Raw genomic sequence first — 11743 nt, 5'->3', positions numbered from 1 at the left:
GACCCCACACCGCACTAGCCGGAAGACCCCCAGTCACCCGCACCCCCGGTGTCACCAACCTCGCGGTATAGAACAGCCAGCGAGCGCCGACGAAACCCCGGCAACCGTCCTTGCCAGGGTTCGCGAGGTCGGTTGCGAGGTTTCGTCGGCGCCGGTCGGGCTCGTTCCTCGCCCTCCCGGCTTGCTCAACCTCCGGACGCTGGCGGGTTTCGTCTCGACGTCGCGGCTTCGTTCCTGCGCCGCGGGCTTGCTCAACCTCCGAGGGCGAGACCCTCGATCACCTCGGCGCGGGGGAGTTCGCCCAGTACCGAACCGGTGGCGAGGAGCTTGGAGCGGCGCAGACCGGACCCGATGACGGCGACGTCGATGCCGACGACGCGCGCATCGACGAGCAGGCGCCAGGACTCCGGGAGACCGACCGGGGTGATGCCGCCGTACTCCATGCCCGACTCCTCGACCGCGCGGTCCATGCCCAGGAACGAGCACTTGCGGACGTCGAGCAGACGCTTCACCAGGCCGTTGACGTCGGCGCGGGTGTCGGCGCGCACCAGGCAGGCGGCGATCCGCTCCTCGCCGGCCCGACGCCCCGCGACCACCACGCAGTTCGCGCCGGTGTCCATGCCGAGGTCGTAGGCCTCGGCCATCGCCGCGGTGTCGGCGACGTCGGGGTCGATCTCCACGACGCCGACCGCCCCGGCCTGCTCCCACCGCGCCAGGGCGGAGGCCACGGGTGCGGCGAGCAGGTCGGGGCGGTCGAGGGCGGGCACGGTGGTGATGCGCCCGAGGGACGGACTGGCAGGAGAGGTCACGGCTCCATGATGTCGGGTCCGGTCGTGTCGGTCGGCTGGGCACTGGCCTCGGCCCACTGGCGGCGCTGGGCGCCGGCACGGCGACGCTCGGCGGTGATCAGGCCGATCAGGCCGGCCACGCCGGCCAGCACCCACGGCACCGGCATCAGCCAGCGGATGTCGTCCCCCTCGACGACGTGGCCCACGATGAGCGCCCACACCAGGAGCAGGCCGGCGAACGCCACACCCATCACCAGGTAGCCGACGCTGAGGGGGTGGCGTCCCGAGGCGAGGAAGCCGGGCTGCAGATCGGTCTCGTGCTCGGCGAGAGGCTGGGTCTGCTGGTCGTTCATCGGGAGGCTCCTACTCGGTTGATCTCGATCTCGCCGAAGGTCACATCCACGTTGATGCGAAGCTCCGGCGCGTCCGGGCCGGCGTCGTAGGTGGTCGTGCGACGCCCGGTGTCGCCGAACTGGTCGCCGAAGATCCACCGGTCGCCGGCGGCGAGGTCGGTGACGACCACGACGTCGGTCCCCTCGGGGACGGTGACGTCGACCCGTCCGCCCCACACCTCCAGGTCGATCACGCGGCCGTCGAGGTTCTCGACGTCGGCGACATGGGTGAGGTCGAGCTCGATCTCACCGAAGCTGAGGTCGTAGCTGCCGTCGACGCCCGCTGCCGAGGTGGGTGTGTCGCTGATCCGGCCGGCGTCGAACTCATCCGAGGCGGTGACGCCCGCGGTGGCGAAGGTGGCGAGGAAGCCGAGGAGGATCAGGCCCCCGGGGCGGCCCCAGAACGCGCCGACGAGCAGCATCGCCGCGGTGATCCCGAGGGCGACGGCCGGGTAGGCGGAGTCGGCGATGGAGGCGCCGGCGACGTCGGCGATACCGAGCACCCCGCAGGCCAGCGCGATCAGGGCGAGCGCGTAGGGGAACAGGATCGGGCCGCGGCGTCGTCGGCTGGGGGCGGGCGGCTTGTAGCCCGGAGCGGTCGCGGTGGGCTGCCCGGCCGCGTAGGAGGGGGCCTGGTCCGGCGCCGGCTGGCCCGGCGTGGGCTGACCGGGGGTGGAGTCCCGCAGCAGCGGGTGGAGCCGCGGCTCGCGGCCCCGGGCGAGCATCACGACCAGCAGGATCAACCCGATGACCGCGACCGGCCACGGGAGTCCCCACCCTCCGAGGCTGTCGCCGAGGAGGGCCAGGGAGGCGAGGACCCCGGCGATGACCAGGGCGACGGTGCGGCTGCGGTTGTCGAGCCGGACGGTGGCCTCGCCGGTGCTCCGGTCGGGGACGATCAGCCACATCACGCCGTACAGCAGGAGGCCGGCTCCACCGAAGAACGCGAGCACGGCGAACATCACCCGGGGAATGACCGGGTCGATGTCGAAGTACTCGGCGATACCTCCGGCGACGCCGGCGACCTTTCGATCCGTGTCGCTGCGCCGGAGGCGGGCGAGGTCGTCGATACCGAAGCCATGGTGGTCTCCGGGCGGCGGAGGAGGGGGGACGCCGGGGCCGTGCGGGCCCGGTGCCTGGGCTGCGTCGGGGTGGTTCGTACTCATGGCTCCAGCGTGGTCGAGCGAGGCGCCTCGCACCATCGGGGACGCCCCTGATCCTTCAGCATCCCTGAGGCGTCCGCGTCTCAGGGTCGGGCCGGGGATTCACCTCATGGGGCGCACGTCGGCGTTGTGTGACGATGGAGGGACCATGAGCACACCGACCCAGAGCGCGCTCCCGCACGGGACGTCGCACGGCGCCGCCGGTCCGCGGTCGCTGCCCGGGCCGCGTGATGAGCGTGGCCGGCGCCGCGCGACCCGCGACCTGCACGACTCGATGATCGGCGGGGTGGCTGCCGGCCTGGCGCGCCACCTCGGCCTGCCCGTGCTGTGGATGCGCCTGGCCTTCGTGGTGAGCACCGCTCTCAGCGGCTTGGGGCTGGTCCTCTACGCCGTCTTCTGGGCTGCGCTCCCCGCCGAGTCGAAGTTCGCGCCCGACGCACCGGGCCTCGAGGGCGCCACCCGCGACGGACGCCGTCCGGCGCAGGCGCGCCGCCTGGTCGACATGGGGCCGGTCATCGTCCTCGGCGTCCTGGGCGTGGCGGCTCTCTTCACCGTCCAGGCGATCTTCGGTACCAGGGTCGTGTTCTGGCCGCTCATCATCGCCGCCGTCGGCCTCGCGCTGCTGTGGCGTCAAGCCGACGAGGCACAGCGTGAGCGGTGGTTCGACCCGCACGGCCGCGTGAACCCGTTGCGCATCGTGTTCGGCAGCGCCGGCTGGCCGGCGGTCGCCCGGATCGGCGCCGGGCTGCTCCTGCTCGTCGGAGCGTTCGCGCTCGCCGGGCTCAACGGGGGCACCCTCGGCGGGCTCGACGGCGCCTACGGCATCGCCCTCGTCGTCGCGATCGCCATCGTCGGCATCGGTGTCGTGGTGGGTCCGTGGGTGTGGCGGCTGGCCATCGAGCTCTCGGACGAGCGGGCCGAGCGGGTCCGCACCCAGGAGCGCGCCGACGTCGCCGCGCACCTGCACGACTCGGTGCTCCAGACCCTCGCCCTCATCCAGAAGAACGCGGCCGACAGCGCGACGGTGGCGCGGCTCGCCCGCTCCCAGGAGCGCGAGCTGCGGGCCTGGCTTTACTCCAGCGAGTCGCAGGACGACAGCACCGTCGGCAGCGCACTGCGCGCCGCGGCCGCCGAGGTCGAGGACGCCCACGGCATCGCGGTCGACGTCGTCACCGTCGGCGAGGCCGACCTCACCGAGCAGCTGCGGCCCATCGTGGCCGCGACCCGCGAGTCGATCACCAATGCGGCCAAGCATGCCGGCGTCGACCGGGTCGACGTGTACGCCGAGATCACCTCCGGCGCCGTCGACGTCTTCGTGCGCGATCGGGGTGCCGGATTCGACCTCGACGGCGTGCCCGAGGACCGCTACGGCGTCCGGCACAGCATCATCGGCCGCATGGAGCGGCACGGTGGGTCGGGCGAGATCCGCTCGACCGCCGGGGAGGGCACCGAGGTCCGGTTGCACCTGCCCCGCGAGCAGGAGGAGAGCGATGACTGAATCAGCCCCGGCGGCGGCCCAGGCGGAGGGGGCCACACCGGTCACCGTGGTGATCGTCGACGACCACGCGATGTTCCGCGGGGGTGTGCGGGCCGAGCTGGTCGCCGCCGGTGCCGGCCAGGTCGAGGTGCTGGCCGAGGCGGCCGACGTCGATCAGGCGGTCGCCGCCGTCGAGGCGCACCGCCCCGACGTGGTGCTCCTCGACGTCCACCTCCCGGGCGGCGGGGGAGTCGAGGTCATGCGACGCTCCCAGGCTCCACAGACCCGCTTCCTCGCCTTGTCGGTGAGCGACGCCGCCGAGGACGTGATCGGCACTATCCGCGGCGGCGCCCGCGGATACGTCACCAAGACGATCACCGGACCCGAGCTGGTCGCGGCCATCAAGCGGGTCTCCGAGGGCGACGCGGTGTTCTCTCCCCGTCTGGCCGGCTTCGTGCTCGACGCCTTCGCCGGCTCGATCGAGGTCGCGGCCGTCGACGAGGATCTCGACCGGCTCACCGAGCGTGAGCGTGAGGTGATGCGGCTGATCGCCCGCGGCTACGCCTACAAGGAGGTGGCCAAGGAGCTGTTCATCTCCATCAAGACCGTCGAGACCCACATGTCCTCGGTGCTGCGGAAGCTCCAGCTGTCCTCGCGCCACGAGCTCACCCGCTGGGCATCGGACCGCCGGCTGCTGTGAGGCGCCGACTCGCCGGGGCTGGTCGCTGACGCTTCACCCGCTGTTCACTCGCGAGCCCGACTCTGGTCGTCCTCGCTGGGGAGGTCGTCGGGCACGCAGCCGCCGACGCAGGAGCAGTGATGGGTTACACCCCAGAAGAGACCGACGAGATCTACGCCGACATCGAGGCCCTCTACCGGGTAGGGAGGATCACGATGCCCGACCAGGCCGAGGCGCTCTCCGGTGCGGCCTCGCGGCTCAGCGCCGCGATCGACACGATGAACTCCCGCGCCGCGCAGCTCGGCGATCCCGCGATCACCCAGAACGCGATGGCGGTCTGCTCACGGGTGAACAATGCGCTGGTCCAGGCCGTGAGCACGATGAACGACGTCGCCGCCGGTCTCGTCTACGTCGCCGACGACTTCGTCGCCCGCGACCAGACCGCGCAGGACGCGTTCAACGGCCTCGACAAGTCGCTGACGACCGGACAGGTCACGCAGGCGACGGTCCCACCCACGACCGACGAGGACAGCCTCCTCGACGAGGGTGACGGCGACGACTACACGGCGGTGCCGGACTACCAGACACCCCAGGACGAGCTCGACGACCTGAACGAAGACCTCGACGACGCGCAGGACGACGTCGACGACCTGACCGACCTGCCGGGGGTGAGCTGAGGTGGCCTTCGACCTGGGGGAGTTCTACTCCCTGTGCAGCAAGATCGAGTACAAGCTCGGCATCCTGCGCGGCAACGAGCTGGTGCGGGAGTGGTGGCAGGCCTGGCAGGTCGAGCTCGGGAACACTCCGCGCTACGGGTACCTGACCTATGTCTCGACCCCTGCCGAGTGGGAGTACATGGTCCAGTTCCTGTATCACGGCATGCCCTCTGCCGATGGCGCCGACTACGACGACGCGATCGCGAACGAGCGGGCGGCGCACGCGCAGGTCGACGCCGCCGCGGCCGAGGTCTGGGCGAACGGCCGCGCCTGGGCCTCCAGCCTCTCGGAGTACCTCAACCAGATCTGCGCCTCCTTGATCCGACCCGACAAGGACTCCCTCACCGAGCTGACCGAGGAGCTCAAGTCACTGCGGGACAACCTCAATCGCTCGGTGCCCCCGAACTGGGCCGAGGGCGGTCTCGACCTCGCCGACTGGGTCGGCGGCAGCAGCGACGCCTTCGGCTCCTTCGCCACCCAGCTCCACGACCAGGTCCAGACCTACGCCGACTACGTGAAGCACGCGATCGCCTGGTGGGCCTCGGCCTGCGCGCTGGTGCTGGAGACCCAGACGGGGCTCAACAGCTTCCTCAAGGAGGTCGACGACAACCTGCACAAGCAACTGGTGGCGTGGGCCGAGACCCAGGGCAACCCGCAGAGCACGACCGGGGAGATCAACCCGCTCGTCGCCGACATCGTGAAGCTCGGCGACGAGATCATCGACTTCATCCCGGTGGTCTCCGACGTCCGCGACAAGGCCGTGGACGCGATCGAGGCCGCAGATGCCGCACTCAACCTGTTCGGCGTCGATGTCGAGCTGACGCTCCCGGCCAAGTTCACCGTGCAGACCGCCGAGGAGATCTGGACCGGCCTCACCACCACCCTGCACGAGGACTACCGGGTCAAGTGCGACGAGAAGCTGGCCGACATGGCAGAGCAGTCGACGGCGGCGGTCGCCGACATCGACGGGCTCGGCGAGTCCTTCTACCCGGTCAAGGTCGGCGACGGGGCTCGGGCGCCGGAGTGGACTCACCCGTTGGAGTCCTGACGGCGCGGTACTACTAGGGTCTGGTGGCATGGAGACGCTGCGCCTCATCTTCCTGTTCCTCCACATCCTCGGCTTCGCGGCGCTCATCGGCGGCCTGCTGGCCCAGGCCGGTGACAAGGAGAAGAAGGTCAACGGCGCGATGCGCGACGGCGCCGGCACGGCATTCATCGCCGGGCTGGCGCTGGTCGGCGTCCTCGAGGGCATGGACGGCGACGTCAACCACGCGAAGGTCGCCGTCAAGGCGGTGATCGGGCTGGTGGTCCTCGTGCTGGTGATGGCGAACCTGCGCAAGCCCAGCATCCCTCAGGGCCTGTGGCTGGGGCTCCTCGTGCTGTCGGTGCTCAACGTCGCCGTCGCGGTCTTCTGGTCCTCCGTGCACGCCTGATCCACAGGCTCGATCCGGACGGCGTGAGCTGTCCGCTCTCGCCCGTAGGCTGGAGCCAGTATGAATGCGCAGCCGTTCCTCGAAGGTCTCGGCGTCGAGGGCATCGCCCCCGACGAGGCCCGCACGACCCGCCGCGGCCCCACCGCTGACGAGCTCCTGACGGGGCTCAACGAGCCGCAGCGCGCCGCCGTCCAGCATGCCGGCGCACCTCTTCTGGTGGTGGCCGGCGCCGGCTCGGGCAAGACCCGCGTGCTCACCCGGCGCATCGCCTGGCTGATCTCCGAGCGCAAAGCGCATCCCGGCTCGATCCTGGCGATCACCTTCACCAACAAGGCCGCCGCGGAGATGAAGGAGCGCGTCGAGGACCTCGTCGGCAAGCGTGCCCGCCTGATGTGGGTCAGCACGTTCCACGCCGCGTGTGTGCGGATCCTGCGCAAGGAGATCGACAAGCTCGGCTACAAGTCGAGCTTCTCGATCTACGACGCCCAGGACCAGAAGCGGCTGATGAGCCTGGTGCTCAAGGACCTCGACCTCGATCCGCGTCGCTTCCAGCCGGGACCGGTGCTGCACTGGGTGAGCAACCACAAGAACGAGCTGCGCGACGACGAGGAGGTCGCCAAGGACGCGCAGAACCATCTGGAGGAGACCTACGCGAAGGCCTACTCGCTCTATCAGCGGCGGCTGCGCGAGGCCAACGCGCTCGACTTCGACGACCTCATCATGACCACCGTCCACCTGATGCAGGCCTTCCCCGACGTCCGCGAGACCTACCGGCGGCGGTTCCGCCACGTGCTGGTCGATGAGTACCAGGACACCAACCACGCGCAGTACGCGCTGATCCACCAGCTGTGCGCCGACGACCCCGAGCTCACCGACGGCGAGCGGGTCGAGCCGGCCGAGCTGATGGTCGTCGGCGATGCCGACCAGTCGATCTACGCCTTCCGCGGCGCAAACATCCGCAACATCCTCGACTTCGAGCAGGACTTTCCCGACGCCACCTCGATCCTGCTGGAGCAGAACTACCGCTCCACCCAGACCATCCTGACCGCCGCCAACGGCGTCATCGGCAACAACCAGGGCCGCAAGGAGAAGCGGCTGTGGTCCGAGGCCGGCGACGGCGACCGGATCGTCGGCTACGTCGCCGACGACGAGCGCGACGAGGCCCGGTTCGTCAGCGACGAGATCGACAAGCTCACCGACGCCGGCCATCGGCCCGGCGACGTCGCGGTCTTCTATCGCACCAACGCGCAGTCGCGGGTGCTGGAGGAGGTGTTCATCCGCACCGGCATGCCGTACAAGGTGGTCGGCGGGGTGCGCTTCTACGAGCGGCGCGAGGTGCGCGACGCGCTGGCCTACCTGCGGATGCTGGTCAACCCCGACGACTCGGTCTCGCTGCGCCGGATCCTCAACGTGCCCAAGCGCGGCATCGGAGATCGCGCTGTGGAGTCGGTGAACGCGCTGTCCGAGCGCGAGCGGATCACCTTCTGGGAGGCCCTTCAGCGCGCCGACGAGGCGCCCGGCCTGGCCACCCGCTCACGGTCCAACATCCGCGGCTTCGTGGGCTTGGTCACCGAGCTGCAGTCGATGGTCGATGCGGGGGAGCGGCCCGACGTCGTCCTCGACTCGGTGCTCGACCGCACCGGCTACCTCGCCGAGCTCGAGGCCTCCGACGACCCCCAGGACGCCACCCGCGTGGAGAACCTCGGCGAGCTCGTGGCCGTGGCCCGCGAGTTCTCCGAGGACCCGGTCGCAGCACCCTCGGCCGACCCCGCCGACGTCGACGCCGATCTGGTGACGCCGGGCCTGCCCGACTTCCTCGAGCGGGTCGCGCTGGTCGCCGACACCGACCAGATCCCCGACGACGACGACGATCAGGGCGTCGTCACGCTGATGACGCTGCACACGGCCAAGGGCCTGGAGTTCCCCACGGTCTTCCTCACCGGCCTCGAGGACGGCGTCTTCCCGCACGGCCGCTCGCTGGGCGACCGCACGGAGCTGGAGGAGGAGCGCCGGTTGGCCTACGTCGGCATCACCCGCGCCCGCGAGCGCCTGTTCGTCTCCCGCGCCGTGGTCCGCTCGGCCTGGGGCGCGCCGTCCCACAACCCCGCCAGTCGCTTCCTCGACGAGCTGCCGGTCGACCTGGTCGACTGGCGCCGCACCGAGGCCGCCCAGACGCGCTGGGGGCGCCCCGACCTCGCCTCGTCGTCCCCGGCCTCCACCGGCTTCGGCTCACCCACCGCAGCCGGCCGCCGCAACTTCTCCGCCGCCGCGGCCCGCGCCGACGCCGCCACCAAGGCCAAGCAGGCCCGCGAGATCCCCAGCCTCGAACCCGGCGACCGCGTCCTCCACGACTCCTTCGGCATGGGCACCGTCGTCGCGCTCGAGGGCGCCGGCGAGAAGGCGGTCGCCTCCATCGACTTCGGCTCCGAGGGAGTCAAGCGCCTGCTGCTCCGGTACGCCCCGGTGGAGAAGCTCTGAGGGGTGCCGGTCCGCAGCGGCCGATAATGGCCCATGGCCGAACTTGAAGACGCACTCACCGCGGCTCGCAGCGCCTACGCCGCGGCGACTCGGGCGCTGGCACTGGCCGAAGCCGCCGCTGATGCTGCCGAAGTCTCGGTTGCGCCGATGGTTGTGGACGAGTTGACGGTGAAACGGATCAACGTCGTCGAGGACGACGGGTCGCTTCGGATCGTCATCGGAAACTCGACTCACGGAAAGACGATGCCGCTCCGTGGCGAGCTCATCGAGCATCCCGGACGACACCCAAGCGCGGGCATCCTCTTCGTCAACGATGAGGGGACCGAGTGCGGTGGGTTGCAGTTCGCCGGCACTCGCGGCACAGACGCCGCTCAGCAGACGGGCTACCTGGCGTTCGACGACTTCGAGCAGAACGAGAGCTTCCGGCTCGGGCTGTACCAAGAGGGCGGCGCATCACAGAAGTTCCTGGAGTTCGCCGACCAGCCGGCGTGGTCGATCGCCGACCTGGTCGCCGAGACCGATGGCCAGGATGAGGAAGGGCGCCGACAGGTGCACGACCGATACTTCGGCGACGCCGACGGGCGAGGCCGGTCACGCATGCGTCTGGCTCGTGAGAACGACGGCTCCGTGCGCCTGGTCTTGCGGGACGCTCACGGCAGAGATCGACTCAGATTCATCGTTCCAGCGGATGGCGACGCGGTGGTCGAGGTCGTCGATCACGAGGGGACATCCCACTCGATCCTCTGAACTCAATCTCTCTGCGGATCCGCCGACCTACGTCCGCATCGGATGGGCTTGTCCGGTGGCGTGGAGCTGGTGGTGGTGGAAGGGGCAGTGGAGTCGGGCGTCTCGGGTGTTGGTGTCGCCTCCTTGCTGCCATGAGTGGGCGTGGTGGGTGTGGCAGTAGGCGGCGGGGGTGTCGCAGCCGGGGGTTTGGCAGTGCTGTTGTTCGAGGCCGATTGCGAGGCGTTGGGCGGGGGTGTGGAAGCGGCGGGTGCGGCCGAGGTCGAGGACTTCGCTGTTGCTGCCGAGGACGGCGGGGATGATCCCGGCCTCACAGGCGAGGCGTCGGGCCTGTCCGGGTGAGAGGCCTGCCCCGGTGTCGAGGTGCGCGGCTTCGAGTCCGCCGAGGAGGGTGTCGAGGGTCATGGTGACGATGACGGTGGCGTTGAGTCCGCCGGCCTTGGGCAGTCGGTCGGTGGGGAACCGCTCCACGTACTCGCAGAAGGCCTGGCCGAGTCTTTGTGGGGTGGGCTTGGCGTGGTCGTAGGTGCCGGCGCCGTCGGTGGCGCGGACGTGTTTGGGGGCGGCGAGGGCGGTGAGGGCTTTGCGGAGCATCGAGCCTTGGGCGGCGGGGAGGGTGAAGCGGCCGTGGGTGAGGCCTTGGTCGTCGTCGTACATCGAGAACGTCGTGTGTTTCCGGGCGCGGGCTTCTTCGGCTTCGAGTAGTCGGGCTTCGTGTGCGTCGGCGCGGGCGGGGTCGATGACCTCGAGGATGCGGCGGCCGAGGATCTTCAAGGCTTTCGCGTCGTGATGGGTGGCTTCTGCGATGAGGTGCTTCTCGGCGAGGTCGCGGTGTTCGGGGTCGAGTTCGTCGACCGCCGCGACGATCACCGCGGCTTGGTCCGGAAGGACCCTTCCCTCGGCGGCAGCTTGTCGGGTCGGTTCGTGGGTGGTGAGCTCGTGGGCGAGGCGGGTGGTGCGGTGCGCGTGGCCGGGGGTGATCGGGACCAGCCGCCGCAGCCACGCGCTGGTCGAGCGGGCGCCGATCGTGCCGGGCAGGTCCAACGCTTCGGCCTGGGTCACCGCTCGGGCCTCGAGCTCGGCGAGGCTGGCGGCGACCTCGGCCAGGTCGACCAACAGCGCAGCGGTGTCGTCGGCGTCGAGGTTCCACAGCGGGGTGTCGACGTGGCCGGCGAGGTCTTTCTTGAACCGCGCGACCAGTACCGCGAGCGGGTGCCCGGGTTCGGTGTCGGTGGTGGCGGCCATGCCTGATTCTACCTCGTCCGGCGGATATTCGCTAGTATGTTCTAGTCCGTCTTCGTGGGAAGTTCGGCAGTGAGGGGTGCCGGGGTTTCGTCGGCGCTCGCTGGCGCTCGCTTGCTCAACCTCCGGCGGCGGGGCGATTCTTCGGAGGTTGAGCAAGCGGTGCGCGTGAGGGACGAGCGCGGACCGCGCCGACGAAACCTCGCAACCGACCCCGGAAACGCGAGCCGCGCGAATCGGGCGCGAGCGAGTCGGCGACGGCGGACCGAGCAGGGGTGGCCGCGCAGGCGGCGGCGCGGGCGGAGCCCGTGCCGGCAGCGCGCCGGATGAGTCGACCGACCGGGACCCGCAGTCAAGGACGGACGAAGTCCGCCGCGAAGCGGGCGCCGAAGGCGATCCTTGACGGCGGGTGTCGGTCGACTACGCGCGCGGCCACCCCACCACCCGGCCGAGTCGGCACCCATGCGCGCCGACCCACCGACCACAATCTCGCAGTCCGCCGCCGGGGTTTCGTCGGCGCTCGCTGGCGCTCGCTTGCTCAACCTCCGGCGGCGGCGCTCGCTTGCTGTGAGGGTTGGTGGTGGCTGGCCTGGGGCTGGCTGGCAGGGTGGACCGGCTGGTTCTCCTCTGT

The 11743-nt window shown here is 70.5% G+C and carries 11 protein-coding genes; 7 read left to right on the top strand and 4 right to left on the bottom strand.

Features of this window, described 5'->3' with window-relative positions:
- Window positions 1-251: 251 nt before the first annotated feature.
- Genes WMR31_RS22045 through WMR31_RS22035 form a run of 3 tightly spaced genes read right to left on the bottom strand, consistent with a single transcriptional unit; the run spans window position 252 to window position 2346 of the window.
- Window positions 252-809 carry a YbaK/EbsC family protein gene (locus tag WMR31_RS22045; RefSeq protein ID WP_340541095.1) on the bottom strand — a complete coding sequence of 186 codons (558 nt, stop codon included), beginning with the start codon at window positions 807-809 and terminating at the stop codon, window positions 252-254.
- Window positions 806-1141 carry a hypothetical protein gene (locus tag WMR31_RS22040; RefSeq protein WP_340541094.1) on the bottom strand — a complete coding sequence of 112 codons (336 nt, stop codon included), beginning with the start codon at window positions 1139-1141 and terminating at the stop codon, window positions 806-808. Before WMR31_RS22040 ends, WMR31_RS22045 begins: the two co-directional genes overlap by 4 nt.
- Entirely contained in the window at window positions 1138-2346 is a 1209-nt protein-coding gene (locus WMR31_RS22035; protein ID WP_340541093.1) for a PspC domain-containing protein, read from the bottom strand. Before WMR31_RS22035 ends, WMR31_RS22040 begins: the two co-directional genes overlap by 4 nt.
- Window positions 2347-2491: 145 nt before the next feature.
- On the opposite strand from WMR31_RS22035, the gene WMR31_RS22030 reads away from it, so the two are divergent.
- From WMR31_RS22030 to WMR31_RS22000, 7 genes are all read left to right on the top strand, one after another.
- Window positions 2492-3841 carry an ATP-binding protein gene (locus WMR31_RS22030; protein ID WP_340541092.1) on the top strand — a complete coding sequence of 450 codons (1350 nt, stop codon included), beginning with the start codon at window positions 2492-2494 and terminating at the stop codon, window positions 3839-3841.
- Window positions 3834-4520 (top strand): LuxR C-terminal-related transcriptional regulator, encoded by a 687-nt coding sequence (locus tag WMR31_RS22025; RefSeq protein ID WP_340541091.1) that lies wholly within the window; start codon window positions 3834-3836, stop codon window positions 4518-4520. Before WMR31_RS22030 ends, WMR31_RS22025 begins: the two co-directional genes overlap by 8 nt.
- A 119-nt stretch (window positions 4521-4639) precedes the next feature.
- Complete coding sequence (locus WMR31_RS22020) at window positions 4640-5176, top strand: hypothetical protein (protein WP_340541090.1); 537 nt, start codon at window positions 4640-4642, stop codon at window positions 5174-5176.
- 1 nt (window position 5177) lies between these two features.
- Window positions 5178-6263: a hypothetical protein gene (locus WMR31_RS22015; RefSeq protein WP_340541089.1), complete on the top strand. Its 1086-nt coding sequence runs from the start codon at window positions 5178-5180 to the stop codon at window positions 6261-6263.
- Window positions 6264-6291: 28 nt separating this feature from the next.
- Window positions 6292-6648, top strand: coding sequence for a hypothetical protein (locus WMR31_RS22010; RefSeq protein ID WP_340541088.1), 357 nt, complete (start codon window positions 6292-6294; stop codon window positions 6646-6648).
- A 60-nt stretch (window positions 6649-6708) separates the two neighbouring features.
- Window positions 6709-9126: a DNA helicase PcrA gene (gene pcrA / locus WMR31_RS22005; protein WP_340541087.1), complete on the top strand. Its 2418-nt coding sequence runs from the start codon at window positions 6709-6711 to the stop codon at window positions 9124-9126.
- Between the two features lie 33 nt (window positions 9127-9159).
- Window positions 9160-9873 (top strand): hypothetical protein, encoded by a 714-nt coding sequence (locus tag WMR31_RS22000; RefSeq protein ID WP_340541086.1) that lies wholly within the window; start codon window positions 9160-9162, stop codon window positions 9871-9873.
- A 27-nt stretch (window positions 9874-9900) separates the two neighbouring features.
- On the opposite strand, the gene WMR31_RS21995 is transcribed toward WMR31_RS22000, so the two are convergent.
- Window positions 9901-11115 carry an HNH endonuclease signature motif containing protein gene (locus WMR31_RS21995; protein WP_340541085.1) on the bottom strand — a complete coding sequence of 405 codons (1215 nt, stop codon included), beginning with the start codon at window positions 11113-11115 and terminating at the stop codon, window positions 9901-9903.
- Window positions 11116-11743: the final 628 nt, after the last annotated feature.

The organism is Nocardioides epinepheli (genome assembly GCF_037936805.1).
Lineage (GTDB): Bacteria > Actinomycetota > Actinomycetes > Propionibacteriales > Nocardioidaceae > Nocardioides.
This window is presented reverse-complemented; position numbering and strand designations above follow the sequence as displayed.